This is a genomic window from Kitasatospora sp. NBC_01250, assembly GCF_036226465.1.
Classification (GTDB): domain Bacteria; phylum Actinomycetota; class Actinomycetes; order Streptomycetales; family Streptomycetaceae; genus Kitasatospora.
The window spans coordinates 4,635,968-4,658,463 of the sequence record NZ_CP108476.1 but is presented as its reverse complement, the minus strand read 5'-3'; the positions used below and the strand labels follow the sequence as shown (position 1 = coordinate 4,658,463).

Sequence of the window (22,496 nt, the reverse complement as noted above, 5' to 3'; positions counted from 1 at the left end):
CACTGCCGGGCGCCTTGCCGTGTGCTCGTCCAGGAGCCAGCCTGATAGTCGGACCATAGTCGGTGGCGTGAGCCGTCGATGCGTCTGATGGGCAGTCAGACAGTCTGCCGGGGAGGCACATCGGGGGCTTCGCGCGCACGCGCGGTGCTGGCCTCCCCGCAGGCAGGACGGGGAGGAGTACGCGATGGGCAGACGCTCGCATGTGCTGGTGGAGAGTCAGGCGGTCTTCGGCAAACCGGGGGCGGACCGCTTCCTGCGCGAGGCCGTGACGCTGGCCGAGACCGGCGACCGGGTGATCCTCTACCTGGTCGAGGACGGCGTCTTCGCCGCCGTCTCGGACGGTGTGCCCGAATTGGCCCGGCTGGTCGAGCTCGGCTCGGAGGTCTGGGCGGACGACCACTCGCTCACCCACCGTGCACTGGCGGCCACCCGACTGTCACCGTACGTGCGGGTGAAGGGGGTCGAGGCGCTGGACGGCGCGGTGCGCGGCTCGGACGGGCGGGTCACGCTGCACTGAAGCCAACGCTGAGTCGGCAGTGGGCCGGATGTGCTCCGAACTGCATCGAACCGACCGGAAACGAACAGCTGGGCGCGTCGCGGAACATCCGTGGCGCGCCCTGCGGCGTCCTTCCGGTCGACGCCCGTAGACCGAACGTTCTCTCATTCTCCCAGCTCATGTGGTGTGCGAAGGGATCCGTGCGGGCCGATTCTGCAAGTTCGTGCAGTTGCGGGAACTTGAAGCTGAAACAACCTTGTCCCGGAGCCCACGCACTGTGAGGCTGTGGGTACGCCAAGCCGCCCGGGCAACCGCAGCCCGTCGGTGGTGACTCGTCCGTCCTCCTCGCGCAGGGGCAGAGGTATCTGTGCGAAGAACCGACGGGCGCCGGGTGGTCCGCCATTTGTGGTGATGGTGACCGGGCCCGGTACCAGCGAGGCGTTGCTGCTCCGCCTCGCTGGAAGCACCTCGGATTTGGCGTCGATGAGGTGGATCCGCCCGGAGCGCAGGAGACCGCGAGTCCCTGGCTCCGGGACGGATCTGCTGCCGCGAAGCGCCGGACTGCCCCGTACGGGGGCGGGCAGTCCGGATTCGCGGCCTTTCCCGTGCCCGGCGTCGAGACCGCCGTCGCGTCCGGCCCGGTGCCCGGCACCGTCCCCTGTCGTTCGACCCGGGCGGGCTGTCGCCCGACTCCTGATGAGATGATGCGACGCGTGCGGTCGATCGACCGCTGCCGTGCGGCACGCAGGGGGGACGGGGTGGCCGAGGCAGTCGGCTCAGCGGCGGACACCGGAGCGGGAGCCGGCCGGGGGGCGGCCCCGGAGGGTCTGCCGGCGGCTCCAGGACCCCTCGCACTGCCCGGCGAGGCCGTGCGTGCGCTGTACCTCGCGATCCTGGCCGAGGGCGGGCGGCTGCCGATGAGCGAGGTGGGTACCGCCGAGCAGGCCCACGTGGCGGAGCTGCTCGATCTCGGCCTGCTGACCGCCGTCCCCGAACTCGCCTGCTACACCGCGGTCAACCCGCGCGCGGTCGGCAGCCGGCTCAGCGAGGACCTGCGGGCGGCCGGCACCCGGCTGCTGGTCCAGGCCCAGGAGATGCCCGCGCTGCTGGAGGACCTCACCCGGGCCTACGACCTGACGCCCCGCAAGGTCGACCGCTCCGGCGAAGTGCGCCACCTGCACGGCGCCGAGGAGATCGCGCGGCTGCTCGACCGGCTCAGCGCCGGGTCGCACGACGAGATCCTCTCGGCCCAGCCGGGCGGCCCGCTCTCCGTCCGGGTGACCGAGGGCGCCTATGCCCGGGTCAGCTGGTGCCTCGCGAACGGCGGCGCGGTCCGCTCGCTCTTCGACCCCGCCGCCCGCTCCGACCCGCCGACCGCCGCCTACGTGCTGTCCGCCACCGAACTCGGCGTCCGGTTCCGGGTGCTGGGCGAACCGTTCAAGCGGATGCTGATCTTCGACCGCAGCACCGTGGTGATCCCCGACGGCCCCGACTACCGCGGCGCCGCCCTGGTCGAGGACCCGGCCGTGGTGGCCTTCCTGGTCGGGATGTTCGAACGCGACTGGCAGCGCGCCGAGCCGGCCCAGTGGAACGGGGCCGCGCCCGACACCATCGGCCTGCCGATCCACGCCCAGGTCGGCCGCCTGCTCGCGCAGGGACTGACGCAGCGCATGATCGCCGGCCGGCTGGGCCTGAGCGAGCGCACCGTGGCCGGCCACATCTCACGGCTGCGCGAGCTCTACGACGCCCAGACGCTCTACCAGCTGGGCTGGCTGATGCGGGCCGCAGCAGGCGACGCGAAGGGCGAGCCGGGACGGTGACGGCGGTGCCCGGGGACGCGGGGGACGCAGGCGGCGCGGGGGACGCCGTGGTGTCCGTACCGGATGCCGAGGCGCGGGAGCTGTACCTGGCGCTGCTCGCGAAGGGCGGGCTGTTTCCGATCGGCGAGGTCGCGCAGGACCTGCTCCCGGCGTTCGAGCGGTTGGTGTCCGCCGGCCTCGCGGCCATGAAGCCCGGCGGCGTGTGCTGGCTGGTGAACCCCCGAGCGGCCGCCGTCCGGCTCAGCAGTGAGCTGCGCACCGCCGGTGTCGCTCTGCTGGCCCAGGCGGACGAGGCGCCGAGCGTGCTCGCCGATCTGGCGAGGGCCTACGACGAGGCGCTGCGGTCCGCAACTGACAGCAAGGTCATCCGACACGTGAGCGATCATGCGCGCATCCAACAGTGGCTGGAGGATCTCGCCGCGGAGTGCGAACGGGAGATGCTGATGATGCAGCCCGGTGGTGCGCGGCCGGCGGAGATCCTGCCGTACGCCCATACCTCGGCCCGCGAGTGGCGCGAGCGCGGCATCGAGATGCGGACGATCTACCAGCCGGGTGCGCGCACCGATCCGGGTACCGCCGCCTACGCGGCCTATGCCACGGGGCTGGGCGCTCGGATCCGGGTGCTGGACGAACCGTTCCTGCGGACGCTGATCCTCGACCGGACCGTTGCGGTGATCGACGGCGCCGGGGACTTCCGCTCGGCCTCGTTCATCGAGGACCCGGTGCTGGTGGACCTGATGGTGTCCGGCTTCGAGCGGGACTGGGCCCGCGCCGAGCGGGTCCGGTGGGAGCCGCCCACCGGCACCGAGGGACCCTTGGCCGCTTTGCTCGCACAGGGCCTGACGCAGGGCGCGATCGCGAAGCGGCTGGGCCTGAGCGAGCGCACGGTGGCGGCGCAGATCGCCGCGCTGCGCGAGGAGTACGACGCCGGGACCCTCTTCCAGCTGGGCTGGCTGATGGGAGCCGCGGCGGGCGGCGCGACGGGTGAGCCGGGGAGGTGACGCCGGTGTTCGAGGGTGCGGAGGAGGGCGCCCGGCTGCCGGACGGCCCGGCACGGGCGCTGTACCTGCGGCTGCTGGAGGGCGGTGGGCTCTTCCAACTCGCCGACGTGCCACCGAACGACCTCGCGGCGCTGGTCCGGCTGCGGGAAGCCGGCTTGGTGAAGGAGCAGCCGGGCCGGTTGGGCTCCGCCTTCTGGACCGTGGTCAGCCCCCGTACGGCGGGGAGCCAGCTGAGCATCGAGCTGCGGGGCGCCGGGATCGAGTTGCTGGCCCGTGCGGACGAACTGTTGAGGAGGCTCGACGAACTGACGTGGGCCTATGACCGGGCCACCCGGCCTGCGGCTGCCCGCAGCGTGACACGGCACCTGGACGTGAACGAGCAGATCCAGCAGCGACTGGAGCAGTTGGCGTTGGAGTGCACCTGGGAAATGCTGATGATGCAGCCCGGCGGTGCTCGGCCCGCTCACGTGCTGCCCGCCGCGCTCGCCGCGGCGCGTGACCTGTCGCAGCGCGGCATCGCCCAGCGCGTCATCTACCAGCCCGGCAGTCGTCGGGACCGGGCCACGGCGAACTACGCGGCAAGGGTCACCGAGCTGGGCGGCCGGGTCCGGGTGCTGGACGAGCCGTTCCGACGGGTGGTGGTCTTCGACCGCGAGGTGGCCGTGATCGCCGGTTACCAGGGGGACCAGGAGGCCTCGTTCATCGAGGATCCGGTGCTGGTGGACGTGGTGGTGTCCGGCTTCGAGCGGGACTGGGCCCGCGCCGAGCGGGTCCGCTGGGAGGCGCCCACCGAGGAGGCCGAGGAGCCGCTGGCGGCGCTGCTGGCGCGGGGCCTGACGCAGGGCGCGATCGCCAAGCGGGTGGGGTTGAGCGAGCGCACGGTGGCGGCGCAGATCGCCGCGTTGCGCGAGAAGTACGACGCCGGGACCCTATTCCAGCTGGGCTGGGTGATGCGGGCCGACGCGCAGTCGGACAACCAGGGCTGACCGCAGTCCGCCGCCGCCGTCGGCGGACCGTGTGGACCCTGGGCGGTCAGCCGGTGGCCGCGCCGCTGCTCGGCCAGGCGCCGTACTGGTCGGCGTGCGACAGGCGCGGCGCGGTGGTCGGCTTGAACTGCTCGCCGGGTGCGGTCCAGAAGCCCTCGCGCAGCGAGAGCGCCATGCCGGCCCAGTCGAGGGCGGTCTCCACGATGTGCCGCAGGCTCTCCTGCGACCAGGTGTCGTCGAAGACCAGCGGAAGGACCGGGGCGACCTGCTCGATGGTGGCGATCAGCGGGTTGTGCGTGATCGCCTCGTCCACCAGCAGCACGATCGGCTTGCGCAGCGCGGAGCCCCAGCCGAGCTCCAGCGAGACCCCGGCCGACAGCGGCGAGCCGACGTAGGCGAAGACCAGGTCGGCGGTCTGCATGGCGCGGAAGTCCGAGGGCACGCGGGGCTCCGGTGACCGGCCTTCCACTGTCCAGGCGTCACTGTGGTGCGCGCTGAAGACAGCGGCACCGCTGTGCAGCAGGGAGCTGCGCAGTGCGGTCAGCCGGGTCCGGCTGGCCAGCGTCACGACGCTGTCGGCCGGCCCGGTCAGCCGCATGAGCGGCGCGGCGAGGAAGACACGGGCCCGACGGCCTTCGGGGGCCTGGGCTGCGTGCTGGCGCATGTAGGGCTCACTCATGGCGATGGCTCCGGGGGAGGTTGGACGATCCGGCTGAGTGTGGTGTCTCAGTACCGATGCGGTGCGCGGGTGCAGCGTGCCGACGACGGACGGTGCTCGCCGGTCGGCCGAGCAGGTCGGCCGCCCGGACTGATTTCGCTGAACCGGGTGAGAACCGTGATCCGTTGGTGGATGCTGCGTATTGATCGTCTCTGCCGAAGCGGTGCATCGTCCACAGCATTGGTATGTCATCTAGCTGTCTGGCGTTTGGATGACACCCGCCGGAGCGCTACCGGGAGGGGGGACGACACGCCTGCCGGGAGCTGTCATCTTTCTGCCAGGCAGCACGATGCCAGGCGCTGTGTGGCGCCTGGCCTTGCGCCGGCTACGGCGTATGGCTTTGATAAAGCATTGTCCGCGCCTACAGATGAAATGACTGGGCGGCGCAGGCAAACGATGCCCGTTATATATATCAGGTCCATGACAAGGAGGCCCGCATGCGCCGTGCGCCCCGATCCATGATTCGCGCGTTTGTGGTTGCTGCGGTGGCAGGCGTGGGCCTTGCAGCTACGGGGATCGCCAGCGCCGCCGTGTTCGGTGGGCCTGTCGCGCACGTTGTTGCCGGTCCGGGGGATCTGTGGTGGAACAAGGCTGGTGCCGCTGTGGCCAGCCCGGCCGACCTTGGATGGACCCACAACCCCTTGGCCCTCTCGGTCAAGCCGGCCGACCGGGCCTGGACGACCGCGGTGCCGAACTGCACCGGCTCTGTGAGCCCGGCCGATCTTGGGTGGACCCACAACGCGTTGGGCCTCTCCACCAAGCCGGCCGATCTAGGCTGGACGACGGCCGCCCGGAGCGCTGGGAGGGTGGTCCCGGTCGACCTGGGCTGGACCCACGCGGCGCGGATTTCCACGGTCGCTCCGGCCGACCTGGGATGGACGACGGCTCGACCGGTGTCGCAGCCGGCTGGTTCGTGCTCGAGCCAGGGGGACCAGGTGGCTGAAGCATCGAGCCTGATGGTCTGAGAGGGGAGCCGGGTGCGGCTGGCTACTGCGGCGGTGCGGCAGGTGCTCCGTCATCGCCTGTGAAGAGGGCTTCCGGCGCGTTGAGCGCCATGCGCCAGCCGAGCTGGAAGAGCGTCTCCGAACGGTACTCCTCCCGGAAGTCGGCGATGTACCTGGCCAGGGTCCGTTCGCTGATGCCGAGGTTGCGCGCGATGACCCGGTGGCCGATGCCCTGGGTCATCATCCGCAGGATGTTGCTCCGCATCCGGGAGATCACTTCCGGAGGTACCTCAGTGGCACCCAGGAACGGGCTCGACCGCTCCCACATCCGCTCGTACGTGTCCAACAGGTAGGCGACGATCGCCTCGTCACGGATGAAGGCGGCCTTGGCCGTGTCTCCCTGGACGGGTATCAGCGCTATGCGCCGGTCGAAGATGAAGAGCCGGGTGAACGGCTCCTCCAGGGTGCGTACTTCGGCACCCGCCCCGGTGATCTGCTCCACGTACTCGCGGGCGGGTGCGGAGTAGCGCGTGCTGGGGTGGTAGATGATCCGCCGCGCGACTCCCCGCCCCAGCAGTGCCAGGTCCTGTTCGAGGATGGGGCCGGCCTGTGCCTTGGCCAGGGTCTGGCGCGCGCTGCCGCCCGGCTGGGCGGTCAGCACCTCGTATTCGGCACCGTCGGCCTGCATCTGGATCCGCTGCCGGATCTCGACGACCCCGTGCACGTGCTCCACCGGCCCACCTGGGTGGAAGCGGCGATCCAGGGATTGGTAGGCGTGCCCGAGTTCTTGCATCGCGGCAGGAACCGCCACCGCCTGGGTCAGCAATGCGAGCGCCTGCTTCTGCCAGGCGGAAGTCAGCCGGCCGGCCAGCCGATCAGGGTCGGTGACGGTTACGGTCCGTGGATTTCCTTGACCGGGAACCAGTAGACCGAGTTCGACCAGCTCGCTTTCGGCTCCGGCCAGGAGCGGGTCGTCGATCTCCATGGTTCCGCCGGCTTCCACCACACGGAGATAGAGGGACTTGGCCGCAGCGGAGATGAGATCAGGGTGTTCTTTGTCCGTCTCGGACCTGGCCCCGCCATGCGAACTCATCCCCATCTTCCCCCTTCCGGGAATACGAACGCTCATCTATCGGGCAGCAACTCTACGCATCCCGCTGATGAGTTGGCACCCCACCGGATGGTGGGGCGCCAACGCCTCCCGGTCCGACCGTCTGCGGCCCTACCGCCGGGGCCGCCAGACCACCAGCGCGCTGGACTGCTGCGCCGGCTGGTAGGGCACCAGGTCCCGCCGGTACGAGGCGTGCACCGCGGCCTCGCGGGCCTGGAGGGCAGCACCGGCACCCTCCACGGCGGTGGCCAGTTCGGCGACCCGCGACTGCAGGGCGGCGACCTGGTTCTCCAGTTCGATGATCCGCTTGATCCCGGCCAGGTTGATGCCCTCGTCCTGGGAGAGCCGCTGCACCTCGCGCAGCTGCTGGATGTCCCGGGCCGAGTAGCGCCGGCCGCCGCCGCCGGTCCGGTCGGGGCAGACCAGGCCGAGCCGGTCGTACTGCCGCAGGGTCTGCGGGTGCAGGCCGGACAGCTCCGCGGCCACCGAGATCACGTAGACCGGGGTCTCCTCGGTGAGCACGTACTGCGCACCGGGCGGGGCGGCCCGGCGCGGGCGGGGGCCGGGGCCGCCGGGGAGGCCCTCGCCCAGGCCCACGCCGATGGCATCGGCTCTCTTGTCGGAATCACGCATGTCAGGTCACGCTCCCTCCGCCGCCTTGAAGAGGGCGGCACGCGGGTCCTCGGATGCGGTGGCGTCGCGGTACTGCTCCAGAGCGTTCAGGGCCTCGCCGCTGGTTTCCTGAGGAACGGTCACCTCGACGGTGACCAGCAGGTCGCCCCGGGTGCCGTCCTTGCGGGTGGCACCCTTGCCGCGGGCCCGCAGGGTCAGGCCGTTGGCACTGCCGGCCGGCAGCCGCAGCTTCACGGCCGGGCCGTTCAGGGTCGGTACGTCGATGGTGCCGCCGAGCGCGGCCTCGGGGAAGGAGACGGGCACCGTCACGGTCAGGTTGTCGGCCTTGCGCCCGAACACCGGGTGGGAGCTGACGTGCACGGTGACGAAGAGGTCGCCGGGCTGGCCGCCGCGCTCGCCCTGGGCGCCCTTGCCCTTGAGCCGGATCTTCTGGGCGTCCTGCACCCCGGCGGGGATGCGCACCTGCATGGTGCGGGCCGAGCTGGCCCGGCCGCTGCCGTGGCACTCCGTGCAGGGGTCGTCGACGATCATGCCGCGGCCCTTGCAGTCGCGGCACGGGTCGGAGAGCGCGAAGGCGCCCTGGCCACGGCTGACGGTGCCGGCGCCGACACAGGTCGGGCAGACCCGGGGGGTGGTGCCGGCCTTGGCGCCGGTGCCGGAGCAGCCCCGGCAGGCGGCCTGGCTGGTCATCCGCAGCGGAACGGTGGCGCCGTCCACCGCCTCCTCGAAGCTGAGCGTGACCTCGGTCTCGACGTCCGCGCCGCGGCGCGGCTGGGCCTGGCGGCCGCCGCGGTTGAACAGGCCGCCGAAGACGTCGCCGATGCCGCCGCTGCCGCCGGACTGCGCGCCGGTGAACAGGTCGCCGAAGTCGAAGCTGTAGCCGTTGCCGCCGGGGCCGCCCGAGCGCATCCCGCCGGCGCCGAAGAGGCTGCGGGCCTCGTCGTACTCCTTGCGGCGCTTCTCGTCGGAGAGCACGTCGTAGGCCTCGGAGATGTCCTTGAAGCGGTCCTCGGCCTTGGCGTCGCCCTTGTTGGCGTCCGGGTGGAACTCGCGGGCGAGCTTGCGGTAGGTCTTCTTGATCTCCGCGGTGGTGGCGTCCTTGGGCACACCGAGGACCTTGTAGTAGTCCTTCTCCACGTAGTCCTTCGTGCTCATGGCTGCTGCCACCTCCCGGGGTGGGTCGATACGGTGCCGGTCGCTATGGCGCTGCCGGCCGGAGCGGTGCCGTGGGCCGGAACGGCGCTGCGGGTCGATACGGCGCTGCGGAGCCGCCCGTCACCAGAGGTGACGGGAGACCCCGCAGCGCACAGCGTGTCAGTTGTCGCCCGCACCGTCAGCCTCGGGGGCTGTGTCCGAGCCGGTGGCGGAGCTGCCGCCACCGGACGGAGCGCCCGGCTGCGGCTCGGCGACGGCCACCATCGCCGGGCGGATGATCCGCTCGCCGATCCGGTAGCCGGGCTGCAGGACCTGGACACAGGTGTCCTCGGTGACGTCCGAGGAGTAGCTGTGCATCAGTGCCTCGTGCAGGTTCGGGTCGAAGGGCTCGCCCTCCTTGCCGAACTGCTGCAGGCCCAGCTTGGCGACGACGGTCTCCAGGTTGTCGGAGACCGACTTGAAGCCACCGGTCACCTCACCGTGCTCACGGGCCCGGCCGATGTCGTCCAGCACCGGGATCAGGGTCTCCAGGATGTTGGAGACCGCGATCTCGCGGACCGTCAGCCGGTCGCGCTCGACCCGCTTGCGGTAGTTCTGGTACTCGGCCTGCAGCCGCTGGAGGTCAGCGGTGCGCTCGGCCAGCTCGCGCTTGGCGGTGGCCAGCCCGTCCGAGGCCTCGGCGTCGGCCGGCGCCTCCTCGGTGGTCGGCAGGTCGGCCTGGTCGGCGCTGGAGTCGTCGCCGGGCTCCACGCCCTGCGCCTTCTCCGTCATGCGGCACCACCCTTGGGCTTCTCGTCGTCGATGATCTCGGCGTCGACCACGTCGTCCTCGGGCTTGGCACCGGCGTCGGCGCCGCCCGCGGCACCGGCCGCACCGGCAGCGTCGGCGTTGGCGTAGAGCGCCTGGCCGAGCTTCTGGGCGGTGGTGGAGACCTTCTCGGTGGCCTCGCGGATGGCCGCGATGTCCTCGCCCTTCAGGGCCTCCTTGAGCTCGCCGATCGCCGTCTCGACCTCGGTCTTGACGTCGGCCGGGAGCTTGTCGGTGTTGTCCGCGATGAACTTCTCGGTCGAGTAGACGAGCTGCTCGCCCTGGTTGCGGGTCTCCACCGACTCGCGGCGCTTGTGGTCCTCCTCCGCGTACTGCTCGGCCTCGCGCATCATGCGCTCGATGTCGTCCTTCGGCAGCGCCGAGCCGCCGGTGACGGTCATCCGCTGCTCCTTGCCGGTGCCGAGGTCCTTGGCACCGACGTGCATGATGCCGTTGGCGTCGATGTCGAAGGTGACCTCGATCTGCGGCAGGCCGCGCGGGGCCGGCGGCAGGCCGGTCAGCTCGAACATGCCGAGCTTCTTGTTGTACGCCGCGATCTCGCGCTCGCCCTGGTAGACCTGGATCTGCACGGAGGGCTGGTTGTCCTCGGCGGTGGTGAAGATCTCCGAGCGCTTGGTCGGGATCGTGGTGTTGCGCTCGATCAGCTTGGTCATGATGCCGCCCTTGGTCTCGATACCAAGCGACAGCGGGGTGACGTCGAGCAGCAGGACGTCCTTGACCTCGCCCTTCAGCACACCGGCCTGCAGCGCGGCACCGATGGCCACGACCTCGTCCGGGTTGACGCCCTTGTTGGCGTCCTTGCCGCCGGTCAGCTCCTTGACCAGCTCGGCGACGGCCGGCATACGGGTCGAGCCACCGACCAGGACGACGTGGTCGATCTCGGACAGGTTGATGCCCGCGTCCTTGATCACGTTGTGGAACGGGACCTTGCAGCGCTCCAGCAGGTCCGCGGTCAGCTGCTGGAACTGGGCCCGGGTGAGCTTCTCGTCCAGGTGCAGCGGACCCTCGGCGGAGGCCGTGATGTAGGGGAGGTTGATCGAGGTCTCGGAGGACGAGGACAGCTCGATCTTGGCCTTCTCGGCCGCCTCGCGCAGGCGCTGCAGCGCCATCTTGTCCTTGGAGAGGTCCACGCCGTGGCCGGCCTGGAAGGTCTTCACCAGGTGGTCGACGACCTTCTGGTCCCAGTCGTCACCACCGAGGTGGTTGTCACCGTTGGTGGCCTTGACCTCGACGACGCCGTCGCCGATCTCCAGCAGCGAGACGTCGAAGGTGCCGCCACCGAGGTCGAAGACGAGGATGGTCTGGTCGTCCTTGTCCAGGCCGTAGGCCAGGGCGGCCGCGGTGGGCTCGTTGACGATGCGCAGGACGTTCAGACCCGCGATCTCACCGGCCTCCTTGGTGGCCTGGCGCTCCGAGTCGGAGAAGTAGGCCGGGACGGTGATGACGGCGTCGGTGACCGTCTCGCCCAGGTACGCCTCGGCGTCCCGCTTCAGCTTCTGCAGGATGAAGGCGCTGATCTGCTGGGGGTTGAAGTCCTTGCCGTCCAGGTTGATCTTCCACCCGGTGCCCATGTGGCGCTTGACCGAGCGGATGGTGCGGTCGACGTTGGTGACCGCCTGGCGCTTGGCGACCTCGCCGACCAGCACCTCGCCGTTCTTGGCGAAGGCGACGACGGACGGCGTGGTCCGGGCGCCCTCGGCGTTGGTGATGACGGTGGGCTCACCGCCTTCGAGAACACTGACGACCGAGTTCGTCGTGCCGAGGTCGATACCGACCGCGCGTGCCATCGTAGATACCTCCAGGAAGAAGTTGAGCTGTACGCACTCAAGCATGCCCGACGGTTTCGGGGGCGTCAACAGCCATGAGCTGACCTGACTCAACTTTATTGCGCGCTTATCTCCCGCTCGCGGTGAGCAGGGGCCGCGCCGTCGCCCGGAGGGGTGAGCATCGCCCGGCGTGATCGCCGCCATACCTTGCGCATCTTCTGAACCAGCGTTAACGCGCGGTAGTGTCCGCCCCGATCCCTGGATTAAGTTACCGGCGAGTACACTGCCGGGTGGGGAGAGCCGTACCCCCTTGCCCCTTTTCGACATCGCCCCTCGCACCCGCAGGAGACGGAGAGCCGATGCAGCTAGCAGCGATCGTCATCTCGCTGATCACCACTGTGATCGGCATCGCGCTCGCCACCCGTGCGGGCATGCAGATCTACCACGTCGTCAAGACCGGCCAGCCGGACGACACCCGCACCGGGCAGCCGGTCCAGCGGGCCAAGACGGTGGGCGTGGAGTTCCTCGGCCACACCCGGATGAACCGCTGGGGCGTGGTCGGCGTCGCGCACTGGTTCGTCGCGGTCGGCTTCCTGACCCTGGGCCTGACCCTGCTCACCGCGCTCTGCCAGGTCTTCGACGCCGAGTTCGTGCTGCCGGTGCTCGGCGGCTGGCTGCCGTACGAGCTCTTCACCGAGCTGGTCGGCACCTTCACCACGCTCGGGATCCTGGTCCTGATCGTGATCCGGTTGCTGAGCCTGCCCTCGCGGGCCGGGCGCAAGTCGCGGTTCGCCGGCTCGATCGCCTGGCAGGCGTTCTTCGTCGAGTACGTGATCCTCGGCATCGGCATCTGCATCCTGACGCTGCGCGGCCTCGAGGGCGCGATGGCGGGCGTCGGCTCGTACGAGGTGCGCTACCTGGTCTCGTACCCGCTGGTCGCCGCCTTCCACGGCCTGTCGCACGGCACCCTGGTCAACCTGATCTACCTCTTCGCCACGCTGAAGATCTGCATCTCCTTCGGCTGGGCGGCCACCATCGGCCTCAACCCCTCGATGGGTGTGGCCTGGCACCGCTTCCTGGCGTTCTTCAACATCTTCTTCAAGCGCGAGGCGGACGGCGGGGTCGCGCTCGGCGCGCTGCGCCCGATGACCAGCGGCGGCGCCCCGATCGACTTCGAGGACCCGGCCGAGGACGCCGTCTTCGGCGTCTCGCAGGTCGAGCACTTCTCCTGGAAGGGCATCCTCGACTTCTCCACCTGCACCGAGTGCGGCCGCTGCCAGTCGCAGTGCCCGGCCTGGAACACCGGCAAGCCGCTGTCGCCGAAGCTGCTGATCATGAGCCTGCGCGAGCACACCTACGCCAAGGCGCCGTACCTGCTGGCCGGCGGCGGCAAGGATGCCGAGGGCAACGAGAAGGCGACCGCGGAGCAGTTGAAGGACGTGCCGGCGGCGGCGCTGGCCGAGGCGGAGCGTCCGCTGATCGGCACCGCCGAGGAGAACGGGGTGATCGACCCCGACGTGCTGTGGTCCTGCACCACCTGCGGTGCCTGTGTCGAGCAGTGCCCGGTGGACATCGAGCACATCGACCACATCGTCGACATGCGCCGCTACCAGGTGATGATCGAGTCCTCGTTCCCGACCGAGGCCGGGACGATGCTCAAGAACCTGGAGAACAAGGGCAACCCGTGGGGCATGGCCACCAAGGCGCGCCTGGACTGGGTCAAGGAGCTGAAGAAGGAGACCGGCATCGAGGTGCCGGTGATCGGCCAGGACATCGAGCCGGCCGAGGTGGAGTACCTCTACTGGGTCGGTTGCGCCGGTGCGTTGGAGGACCGGGCGAAGAAGACCACCAAGGCCTTCGCCGAACTGCTGCACACCGCCGGGGTCCGGTTCGCCATCCTGGGCAAGGAGGAGTCCTGCACCGGCGACTCGGCCCGCCGCCTGGGCAACGAGTTCCTGTTCCAGATGCTCGGCGCGCAGAACGTCGAGACGCTCAACGCCGCGCTGGAGGACGCCCCGAAGAAGCGGATCGTGGCCACCTGCCCGCACTGCTTCAACACCATCGCGAACGAATACCCGCAGCTCGGCGGCCACTTCGAGGTCATCCACCACACCCAGCTGCTGCAGCACCTGATCGACGAGGGCAAGCTGGTCCCGGTCAACCCGGTGGAGGGCCTGATCACGTATCACGACCCCTGCTACCTGGGTCGGCACAACAAGGTCTACAGCCCGCCGCGCGAGATCATGGACAAGGTCCCGGGGCTGCGCCAGCAGGAGATGCACCGTCACAAGGAACGCGGCTTCTGCTGCGGCGCCGGTGGCGCGCGGATGTGGATGGAGGAGCGGATCGGCAAGCGGATCAACACCGAGCGGGTGGACGAGGCGCTGTCGCTCAACCCCGACATCGTCTCCACCGCCTGCCCGTTCTGCCTGGTGATGCTCTCCGACTCGGTGAACGGCAAGAAGAACGAAGGCGCGGCCAAGGAGCACCTGAAGGTGGTCGACGTCGCGCAGCTGCTGCTGGACTCCGTGAAGGCGGCCCCGCCGGTCGTGGAGGAGCCCGCCCAGGTCTAGCGGGCCGGGGCAGCCGCCCAGGTCAACGGCGTGTGAAGGGGATCGGCGTCCGGAACTCCGGGCGCCGATTCGCCGGTTCTCCGGCCATTTCACGGCGACCGGATTCGGTGGATCCGGTCGTACGGAGGCCGTTTTGATCGTGTGCGAGTTCGACCGCTGCGCGAATGTGCTTGTGGCGCACCGCCTCACATATGATGCCTGCCCCGGGTGGTATCCACCCGGGGCAAGCTGCTACTCACACACAGGGCTTATTCTCAACGGAACCGGGGACGTGGCGCGGGGGTCGCGACCGTCTGGTTCGGCCGCCGCCACCTGGATGTCGGCCCGATGAGCACCAAGCACCCAAGCGACGGTCCTGGCACCATCACCGCCAGGTCGCTGACCGGAACCAAGGGGAGAAACGCACAGATGACCCAGGCGATCATGCTGGTCGGCGGCCAGGGGACCCGGCTGCGCCCGCTCACCACGCACACCCCGAAGCCGATGCTTCCGGTCGCGGGCGTGCCGTTCATCGCGCACCAGCTCGCCCGCGCCGCGGCTGCCGGTGTCACCCGTGTCGTGCTGGCCACCTCGTACCTGGCCGAGGTGTTCGAGGAGCACTTCGCCGACGGCTCCCCGTACGGGCTGGAGCTGGTCTACCTGACGGAGCGTGAGCCGCTCGGGACCGGCGGCGCGATCCGCAACGCCGCCGAGGGCCTGACCTGCGGCGCCGACGAGCCGGTGCTCATCTTCAACGGCGACATCCTCTCCGGCCTGGACATCGCCGCGCTGCGGGACGGCCACGTGGCCGCCGGCGCCGACGTCACCCTGCACCTGACCCGCGTCGAGGACCCGCGCGCCTTCGGCCTGGTGCCCACCGACGCCGACGGCCGGGTGCTGGAGTTCCTGGAGAAGCCGGAGACCCCGGAGCAGATCGTCACCGACCAGATCAACGCCGGCTGCTACGTCTTCACCCGCTCGGTGATCGACCGCATCCCGGCCGGCCGGGTCGTCTCCGTCGAGCGCGAGACCTTCCCCGAGCTGCTGGAGAGCGGCGCCCTGGTGCGCGGCGTCGTCGACACCTCGTACTGGCTGGACCTGGGCACCCCCGCCGCCTTCGTGCGCGGCTCCGCGGACCTGGTGCTCGGCCGCGTCGACTCGCCCGCCGTCCCCGGCCCCACCGGTGACGCGCTGCTGCTGGACGGTGCCACCGTGGACCCGGCGGCCGTGCTCAGCGGCGGCACCGTGGTCGCGGCCGGCTCGGTGGTCGCGGCCGGTGCGATCGTCGAGGGCAGCGTCGTGCTGCCCGGCGCGGTGATCAGCGCCGACGCGTACGTGAAGGACTCCATCGTGGGTGCCTACGCCACCATCGGCGAGCGCACCGCACTGGACGGCGCGGTGATCGGCGACGGCGCCGTGGTCGAGTCCGACAACGAGCTGCCGAACGGCATCCGGATCGCCTGCGGCACCCGGCTCCCGGTCGGCGCGGTGCGCACCAGTGCGGGCCCCGGCGGCTGCCCGGCGGGCGAGAGCTCGGCGGCGGCCGTGCACGGTTCGGTGCTGCAGAAGTAGTCCTGCAGTGGTCCGGCCGTCGTAGCGGTGGACCAGGGCGGTGCGCCGGGCTTGCAGGGGGGCGGTGCGGCGGTTGCGGCGGGGCGGTGCGTCACAGCCCTGCTGCAATGCCGTGGATCCGCTGGGCGGTCCGGCTGCCGTCCCCCTTTCCGGGTACCTTCGGAGGGTGGCAGGCAACGGAATTCCCAACGGGTGGGGCGGCGGCGAGCGCAACCAGGCCGCGCCGCCGGCCCGTACGCATGAGCCGTACGGTTCCTACGGCTCGCAGGGCTCACAGGGCCCGCAGGGTCCCTACGGCGCGCAGGGCTCGTACGGGGACGACCCGTACCGCGGCGACCCGGATCGCGACGATCCGTACCGCGCGGACCGGCCCGGGAACACCCGCGCCTTCCCGGTCGGCGGCCAGGGCTACGGCGCTGACCAGGGCTACGGCCCTGACCGGGGTTACGGCGCCGACCGGGGCTACGGCGGCGGGCAGGGCCATGCCGGTGCCCAGGGCTACGCCGGTGGCGAGGATTACGCCGGTGGCCAGGGCTACGGGGCCCACGGTGGCGCGGAACAGGGGTGGGAGCGCCCGGGCGCCCGGCCCCAGGCAGGGGACCGGCCGGACCACGTCGCCACCTACCGGGCCGGCGGTCGCACGGCCCCCAGGACGGGCGGTCCGCGGCTGCGCTGGCGGGAGTTGCTGATCGGCATCTACCGCGCCCCCGCCCGCACCTTCGACCAGATGCGCGACCACCAGATGTGGCTCACCGCCGTCACGGTCTCGCTGATCTACGCGGTGGTCGCCGTGCTCGGCTTCGGCGACACCCATGACGAGGTGGTCAACTCCACCTTCGCGACCGCCGCTTGGTCGCTGGCCGGTGCCGCGGTCGCCTTCGCGGTGGCCGGCCTGATGCTCGGCTCGGTGACCTACGCGCTCTCCCGGCAGCTCGGTGGCGACGGGCCGTGGGCGTCCACCGTCGGCCTCGCCGTGCTGATCGGCTGGACCAGCGACGTGCCGCGGCTGCTGCTCGCGCTCTTCCTGCCCTCGGACAACCTGCTGGTGCAGGCGGCGGGCTGGCTGACCTGGCTGTTCTGCGCCGTACTGATGACCACGATGATCCGCCGGGTGCACGACCTGCCCTGGGGCAAGGCGGCCGGCGCGGCCTCGATCCAGTTGCTGGCGCTGCTGGTGCTGATCAAGCTGCCGACCCTGGGCTGACGTCCGCCTCTCCCGGCTTCATCCCCCTTCCTCTTTTTGTCGTCTCCTCTTTTTGTCGTCCTCTCCCTTCCCCCTCTCGCACGGAGCCACCGAATGACCCTCCCCACCACCCGCGTCAGCTTTCCCGGCGGCGCGGTGACCGGTGAGTCCACCGTCCTGGCCGTCCACCCGCTCGGCGACGGGCGGTTCGGTGTCGTCACCGCCGACACCCCGTTCCACCCGCTCGACCACACCTGGCCCGACCAGCCCGCCGACACCGGCACGCTGACCGTGGCCGGGAGCGATTTCGCGGTGGTCGACTGCCTGACCGCCGCCGTGGGGCCGGAGGCCGAGGACCTGCTGGTGGGTGCCGACATCCCGGTGCGGCGCGGCGACGAGGCGTGGTCCTGGCTGGTGCTGCACGTGCTCGGCGAGGAGCCGCAGGCCGAGCTGCTCGGCCGTCCCGTGGCGCTGAGCGTGGACGAGGAGCGGCGCGCTGCCCTGTGCGCCTCGCACACCGGCTGTCACCTGCTGGCGCTGGCGCTCAACGCCGCGCTCGCCCCGCGCTGGCGCAAGGACCCGGGGCGCGCGGACGCGTTCGGCAACCCCGACTTCGACAGTCTGGCGATGGCCTCCTCGGTGATGGACACCGAGGCGAGCACCGACGTCTACCGGCTGGGCAAGTCGCTGCGCAAGAAGGGCTTCACCGCCGAGGCCACCAGCACCGAGGCAGGCGAGGAACTCCCGGCGCTGGCCGAGGCGTTGCCGGCGATCACCGCCGAGGTCAACAGGCTGCTGGCCGGCTGGGTCGCGGCCGACGCGCCGGTGCGGATCGAGGTCCCCGGCCCCGAGCTGACCGCCCGCCGCCAGTGGCACTGCGAACTTCCGGCCGGTCCCGCCGAGATCGCCTGCGGCGGCACCCACCTCCACCGGCTGGGCCAGCTCTCCGCGCTGGAGACCGAGTTGACCCTGTCGGCGGACGGTTCCGAACTGACCGCGGTGACCCGCCCGAAGCGGGTCTGAGCCCGGTCGACGGGTCTGGACCCGGTCAGCGGGGCTGACCCCGGTCCTGGCTACACGTCGGTGCGGTGGAAGTTCAGGAACGATCGCGAGGGCGTCGGCCCGCGCTGCCCCTGGTAGCGTGAGCCGTACCGCTCCGAGCCGTACGGGTGCTCGGAGGGCGAGGAGAGCCGGAACAGGCAGAGCTGCCCGATCTTCATCCCCGGGTAGAGCTTGATCGGCAGCGTCGCGACGTTCGACAGTTCCAGCGTCACGTGCCCGCTGAACCCCGGGTCGATGAAGCCGGCCGTCGAGTGCGTCAGCAGCCCCAGCCGCCCCAGGCTCGACTTGCCCTCCAGCCGGGAGGCGACGTCGTCCGGCAGCGTGATCACCTCGTAGGTGGACGCCAGCACGAACTCGCCCGGGTGCAGGATGAACGCGTCATCGCCGTCCGGCTCGACCAGCCGGGTCAGGTCCGGCTGCTCCTCGGACGGGTCGATGTGCGGGTACCGGTGGTTCTCGAACACCCGGAAGAACCGGTCCAGCCGGACGTCGATACTGGACGGCTGGACCATGGCCGGATCGAACGGGTCGATGACGACTCGGCCGTTGTCGATCTCGCTACGGATGTCTTTGTCGGAGAGCAGCACGCCTTGAGGTTACGTGCTGGCCCACGCGTACTCCCAATCCACACGCGAACCGCCCACAGTACGGTCATACGACAAGCGGCCACCCACGATGGATGACCGCCCGCCGCCACACACACCCGCCGCTGCTCAGGCCAGGAACGGCGCGGCCTCCAGCCGCAGCGCCCGCGCCAGCTCCGGCGCCGTCAGCCCACTCACATCGGCCGGCACCGAGTTGCGCATCCGCCCGCACTGCGGACACCGGATCAGCCGCCCCGGCCCCAGCCGGCCCACCCCGAGGTTCTGCATCGGGAACGTACTGGTGCTGAACAGGTGCCCCTCTGCACAACGAACAACGGTCCGCTGCTCCATTGATCCCCTTCCCAAGCCCGTCGGCCGCATCACGACAGCGTCACATTAGGGGATCTTCCGGACATCCCCACCCACGGCTCGCCGCCGAACCCCCCTCTCCACCGTACCGAGAACCGGTGTGTGGGAGTGGGCGCGGGATGGGGTAGCATGGTGCAAGATCGAGCGGTCACTGACGGCTCGTCAGGCGGGCGTAGTTTAATGGTAGAACATGAGCTTCCCAAGCTTATAGCGCGAGTTCGATTCTCGTCGCCCGCTCCGAAGGAAAGCCCCAGGTCAGCGGCCTGGGGCTTTCCTGTTGTCTAGACCAATTCCGGGCTCGCGCACCACTTGCGCACCGCTGTGTACCCGAATCTGGATGACGGGGCGTCAGATATGGACACTTTCGAACCTTTGATCGATGACTGTCTCGAATTGCGAGACACACTTTCTGTGATCTGAGTCACGCTGATTCGGGTTCCAGTGTGATGCCGGTCACCAGCTCTCGAGAAGTCGAAACGGCACACACCCGCAGGTCAGAGGCTCATCCGTGCTCGCGCACGTGCCGTGTGCGCCGGTCAGCAGGGGTCGCCGGGGGTCAGCGAAGGGCATTCGCTGACCCCCGACGTGACGTCAGATCGCGCGCCGGATGGGGCGCACCACTGGCGCACCACTAGGTACCCCGGCAGGGGGTGTGGGCGGTGCCGACGGGGTACGGCCGGTGTCCCTGCGGACGCGGCTGTCGAGCTTGGCGGCGAGCTCGCGCTGGCGGCTGGTGGTCGAGTGCTGATAGATGATCGCGGCACGGGTCGAGGACTGCCCCATGCGGACCATGAGGTCCTTGAGGCTGGCGCCCTCCTCGGCGAGCAGGGTGTTGCCGGTGTGCCGCAGGTCGTAGAACGTGAAGTTCTGCGGCAGGTCGATGACCCTGGCGCGGGCCTTGCCGAACTTCCGGCCGAAGGTGGTGCGCCGGAAAGGGGCGCCCTTCTCGCCCACGAACAGCAGGCCGGCGGGCTCCTTCTCGGCGTACCAGGCCATGTGCTGGCGCAGTGGCTGGTCGAGGAACGTGGGGAGGTGGATGGTGCGCTTGCCCGCCGCCGACTTGGTGGGGCCGGTGGCGCGTTTGCCGGTGTTCAGCTCGGGCGACGCCTCGGTAATCCGCAGCGTCCGCTTGTCCATGTCGACGTCCTCGCGGCGGAGTTCGGCGAGTTCCTCCGGCCGCAGGGTGGCGAATGCGCCGAGAAAGACCATGAACCGCCAGCGGGGGCCCATGAGTTCGGCGAGCTCGAAGACCTGCTCGACGGTGGCGACGGGCCGCTCGTCAGCCTCCTCCTTTCCAGCTCCCTTGATGCGGCAGGGGTTGCGGCCGAGCACGTCGTCGTCCACCGCTGTCTGCAGGATGGCCTTCAGCAGGCGGTACGACTTGGCGACGGTGGTGGCGCCGGTCGCCTGCTTGCGCTCGGCGTGCCAGGTGCGGACGCGGGCGGCGGTGATCTCGTTGAGGGTGAGCGCGGCGAAGGTCGGCAGGAGGTGCAGGCGCAGCAGGCGCCGGTACAGCTCGTCGGTGGTCGGCATCAGCCCGCGCTCGTCGGTCCAGCGCAGGGCATAGGTCTGGAAGTCGACGTTCCCGGCGTCGGGGTCGATCCAGTTGCCGCGGGTGAGGTCGGCCTCGGTGACGGTGAGCCAGACCTCGGCGTCGGTCTTGGTCTCGAAGGTCTCCGGAGCGCGGTGCTCCTTGCCGGAAGCGTCGCGGTAGCTGGCGGTCCAGCGGCCGGAGCGGTACTGGCGGACGGCGCCGAAGCGGCGGCGGGTGGGCGCAGTCTTCTTGCGCGGCATCAGGCGTTACCCCCTCGGCGGTCGCGGCGGGAGGGGACGGCGGGGACGGTGCCGGAGGCGAGGTAGGAGTTGAGGGTGCTCTCGGCGATGCGGACGTGGGTGCCCATTTTGACGAAGGCGATTCGGCGCTCGGCGATCAGCCGGCGGGGGAAGCGCTCGCTGGTGCCCAGGCGTTCGGCGACCTGGGCGACGGTGAGGTACTGCTCGGGCATGCACGTCCTTCTGCACGGCGCGGACTGTGGTCGGCGTCGTGGGTGTCGGTGGAATGGTGGATTGCCCTTGAGACGGGGCTTCAGAGCGGAGGGCCAGGCCGGCATCAGGCGGGCACCGGCCGGGGAGGCTGCGGATAACCGGGTGTCGGCGAAGGCGGCGCTGCAGCTGGAGGCTCTGCTCGGCGCTACGCGTTGGGCCCTTCGGATCCTGCTTGCGAGAGCGGGAGTTCACGCTCTCGTGGCCCTGGGGGCGGTAGGATCAGAGTCTGTTCGGCCATCACGGACCGCAGCAGGGTGGCCAGGTTGTCAGGCGGGCTGCGGGTAGGCCGTCGCGTCGGGCCGCTCGGAGTGCCCGGTGCCCGGGAGCCCGTCTGTGAGGCCCATCAGGTCAAGAACCCGGCCGATGGCCATGGGCTCGTCCAGGCCGGACCGATGCCTGGCCCGCCGCGGCTCAGCCGACCAACCTGGCTGACGGGTGGCAGAACAGTCGGCGGCTGCGGGCCGCCAGATGATCTCGCCCGTGCTCCAGCTGCGAGGCCGACGTGCGGAGTGCGTCCGCGAGGCCGCGGCGTGGCTCGTGGCCGTGAGAAGAGTGGAGTCTGCGGCGGAGCCTATGCCCGACAGCTCGGTGGCGCGTGCGTCGGCGAAGTGCTCGATGATATGGCTCCTCGGGTGACGGATAGGGTAATGGGGCCAGTGGGTGGAGGTCACTGGTTATGTGGGCGATCGGCCCTCGGCTGTTGCCGTACCACAGACACTAGCTGGTGCCTATATCCCCAGGTCAAGGAATTCGAGAGAATCCATATGCTCTCGCGGCTCCAGGTGCGAGCCTGAAGCCGATTTCGCTCCTGCCCCTTGGTTTGGTCTTTTGCTGGTGGCGGCCTCCGGTCATTCCCGTGGACTGTGAGTGGGCCCCTGGGGGCGCGGGTGCGGGCGCGGACCAGCGCCGGTGGTGCCTGCCACCGGCACTGGAGCTGGTGCGAGGGAGGTCTGGAGGTGGCCAATCTCTGAACGGACTTGTTCAGCGAGCGGAGGTGTGGCTGTTCCCTCGGTGAGCGGTCTTACTGGCTAACCGCGCAGGCCATCGCCGATCCGAGTTCATTGTGAAGGTGAGAACTCAGCCGGGTGTGGGAATCCTGAGCCCTGGCTGAGCAGCTCGTCAGCCACCTGCCATGGCCGGCTTAAGCGCCGAGGTACGAGCCTCGAAAAAGTCCATCGAAGCCGAGGCTGCGGTACATCTGCTCGAAGCTTTCCCATTCCGTTTCGGGGCCGCTGTGGGAGCCGTCGAAGTCGACGGCTTCGAGGTCGTGCTCCTGCCACTCGTGGGTGCAGCGGCAGCGGACGAAGACGAGGGTGCGGACCTGGATCAGCAGCCAGTCGCGGGAGGCGCCGCAGACGGCGCAGGTGATGACGATGCCGCGAGGGTTGAGCTGGTCGGGGTGCGGGACGGCGCGGGTGACGGGGCCGTGGTGGGGGTCGTCGTCGGTGCCGGTGGGGTTCGTCATGCGGGATCCTTCGTGTCGGTGACGGTCGCACGCACCACAAGACGTCCGGTAGCCGGATGGTTCCCGGTCATCGGAGAAGGACATCAGATCGACACCATGAAGGAACCGCAGGCCAGTTGAGGTCCGCCTCTCGGCTTCCGCAGGTTCGAGGAAAGGCTGTCTGGGTGTCGGCCTCGTCCGTGCACGAGGCTCGGCTGGTGATCCG

At 70.2% G+C, this 22,496-nt stretch carries 19 protein-coding genes, 1 tRNA gene and 1 pseudogene; 10 read left to right on the top strand and 11 right to left on the bottom strand.

Annotated elements, in window-relative coordinates:
• Positions 1 to 184 precede the first annotated feature (184 nt).
• The 4 genes from OG500_RS19375 to OG500_RS19360 all read left to right on the top strand — a co-directional run bounded on the left by OG500_RS19375 (position 185) and on the right by OG500_RS19360 (position 4,303).
• Positions 185 to 517, top strand: a complete 333-nt coding sequence (locus tag OG500_RS19375) for a hypothetical protein (protein WP_327067913.1) — start codon at positions 185 to 187, stop codon at positions 515 to 517.
• A gap of 848 nt (positions 518 to 1,365) precedes the next feature.
• A complete protein-coding gene (locus OG500_RS19370; RefSeq protein WP_327067912.1) occupies positions 1,366 to 2,316 on the top strand; it encodes a LuxR C-terminal-related transcriptional regulator in 951 nt (316 codons plus the stop codon).
• A 50-nt stretch (positions 2,317 to 2,366) separates the two neighbouring features.
• Complete coding sequence (locus OG500_RS19365) at positions 2,367 to 3,317, top strand: LuxR family transcriptional regulator (protein ID WP_327067911.1); 951 nt, start codon at positions 2,367 to 2,369, stop codon at positions 3,315 to 3,317.
• 5 nt (positions 3,318 to 3,322) lie between these two features.
• Positions 3,323 to 4,303, top strand: a complete 981-nt coding sequence (locus OG500_RS19360) for a LuxR family transcriptional regulator (RefSeq protein ID WP_329581996.1) — start codon at positions 3,323 to 3,325, stop codon at positions 4,301 to 4,303.
• A gap of 46 nt (positions 4,304 to 4,349) precedes the next feature.
• Here OG500_RS19360 and OG500_RS19355 read toward each other — a convergent pair whose 3' ends face one another.
• A complete protein-coding gene (locus OG500_RS19355; RefSeq protein ID WP_327067909.1) occupies positions 4,350 to 4,982 on the bottom strand; it encodes a hypothetical protein in 633 nt (210 codons plus the stop codon).
• Between the two features lie 476 nt (positions 4,983 to 5,458).
• On the opposite strand from OG500_RS19355, the gene OG500_RS19350 reads away from it, so the two are divergent.
• Entirely contained in the window at positions 5,459 to 5,986 is a 528-nt protein-coding gene (locus tag OG500_RS19350; protein WP_329581993.1) for a hypothetical protein, read from the top strand.
• Between the two features lie 22 nt (positions 5,987 to 6,008).
• On the opposite strand, the gene OG500_RS19345 is transcribed toward OG500_RS19350, so the two are convergent.
• The 5 genes from OG500_RS19345 to dnaK form a co-directional block, all read right to left on the bottom strand.
• Positions 6,009 to 6,950: a TrmB family transcriptional regulator gene (locus tag OG500_RS19345; protein ID WP_329581990.1), complete on the bottom strand. Its 942-nt coding sequence runs from the start codon at positions 6,948 to 6,950 to the stop codon at positions 6,009 to 6,011.
• A gap of 237 nt (positions 6,951 to 7,187) precedes the next feature.
• Positions 7,188 to 7,709: a heat shock protein transcriptional repressor HspR gene (locus tag OG500_RS19340; protein WP_327067907.1), complete on the bottom strand. Its 522-nt coding sequence runs from the start codon at positions 7,707 to 7,709 to the stop codon at positions 7,188 to 7,190.
• A 6-nt stretch (positions 7,710 to 7,715) separates the two neighbouring features.
• On the bottom strand, positions 7,716 to 8,864 hold the full coding sequence (dnaJ, locus tag OG500_RS19335; RefSeq protein ID WP_329581986.1) for a molecular chaperone DnaJ: 1,149 nt from the start codon (positions 8,862 to 8,864) through the stop codon (positions 7,716 to 7,718).
• 159 nt (positions 8,865 to 9,023) lie between these two features.
• Positions 9,024 to 9,635, bottom strand: coding sequence for a nucleotide exchange factor GrpE (grpE, locus tag OG500_RS19330; RefSeq protein WP_327067905.1), 612 nt, complete (start codon positions 9,633 to 9,635; stop codon positions 9,024 to 9,026).
• Positions 9,632 to 11,479, bottom strand: coding sequence for a molecular chaperone DnaK (dnaK, locus tag OG500_RS19325; protein ID WP_327071602.1), 1,848 nt, complete (start codon positions 11,477 to 11,479; stop codon positions 9,632 to 9,634). Before dnaK ends, grpE begins: the two co-directional genes overlap by 4 nt.
• A 338-nt stretch (positions 11,480 to 11,817) precedes the next feature.
• On the opposite strand from dnaK, the gene OG500_RS19320 reads away from it, so the two are divergent.
• From OG500_RS19320 to OG500_RS19305, 4 genes and pseudogenes are all read left to right on the top strand, one after another.
• A complete protein-coding gene (locus tag OG500_RS19320; protein WP_327067904.1) occupies positions 11,818 to 14,031 on the top strand; it encodes a (Fe-S)-binding protein in 2,214 nt (737 codons plus the stop codon).
• A 408-nt stretch (positions 14,032 to 14,439) separates the two neighbouring features.
• Positions 14,440 to 15,513, top strand: a pseudogene (locus OG500_RS19315) (sugar phosphate nucleotidyltransferase); the annotation flags it as partial.
• Between the two features lie 235 nt (positions 15,514 to 15,748).
• A complete protein-coding gene (locus OG500_RS19310) occupies positions 15,749 to 16,786 on the top strand; it encodes a Yip1 family protein (protein ID WP_329581982.1) in 1,038 nt (345 codons plus the stop codon).
• Positions 16,787 to 16,879: 93 nt separating this feature from the next.
• Entirely contained in the window at positions 16,880 to 17,788 is a 909-nt protein-coding gene (locus OG500_RS19305; protein ID WP_329581979.1) for a metal-dependent hydrolase, read from the top strand.
• A gap of 50 nt (positions 17,789 to 17,838) precedes the next feature.
• On the opposite strand, the gene dcd is transcribed toward OG500_RS19305, so the two are convergent.
• Both dcd and OG500_RS19295 read right to left on the bottom strand, forming a co-directional pair.
• Positions 17,839 to 18,414, bottom strand: a complete 576-nt coding sequence (dcd, locus tag OG500_RS19300; protein WP_327067901.1) for a dCTP deaminase — start codon at positions 18,412 to 18,414, stop codon at positions 17,839 to 17,841.
• A 126-nt stretch (positions 18,415 to 18,540) separates the two neighbouring features.
• The gene (locus OG500_RS19295) at positions 18,541 to 18,762 is read right to left on the bottom strand and encodes a hypothetical protein (protein WP_442789181.1); all 222 of its coding nucleotides are present in this window, start codon (positions 18,760 to 18,762) and stop codon (positions 18,541 to 18,543) included.
• Positions 18,763 to 18,946: 184 nt separating this feature from the next.
• Here OG500_RS19295 and OG500_RS19290 point away from each other — a divergent pair.
• Positions 18,947 to 19,017 (top strand) — tRNA-Gly (locus OG500_RS19290).
• A gap of 354 nt (positions 19,018 to 19,371) precedes the next feature.
• Here the strand turns inward: OG500_RS19290 and OG500_RS19285 are convergent.
• The 3 genes from OG500_RS19285 to OG500_RS19275 form a co-directional block, all read right to left on the bottom strand.
• Positions 19,372 to 20,574 (bottom strand): tyrosine-type recombinase/integrase, encoded by a 1,203-nt coding sequence (locus OG500_RS19285; protein ID WP_329581976.1) that lies wholly within the window; start codon positions 20,572 to 20,574, stop codon positions 19,372 to 19,374.
• Positions 20,574 to 20,786, bottom strand: coding sequence for an excisionase family DNA-binding protein (locus OG500_RS19280; protein ID WP_329581974.1), 213 nt, complete (start codon positions 20,784 to 20,786; stop codon positions 20,574 to 20,576). Before OG500_RS19280 ends, OG500_RS19285 begins: the two co-directional genes overlap by 1 nt.
• Positions 20,787 to 21,967: 1,181 nt before the next feature.
• Positions 21,968 to 22,291: a hypothetical protein gene (locus OG500_RS19275; RefSeq protein ID WP_329581971.1), complete on the bottom strand. Its 324-nt coding sequence runs from the start codon at positions 22,289 to 22,291 to the stop codon at positions 21,968 to 21,970.
• Between the last annotated feature and the right edge of the window lie 205 nt (positions 22,292 to 22,496).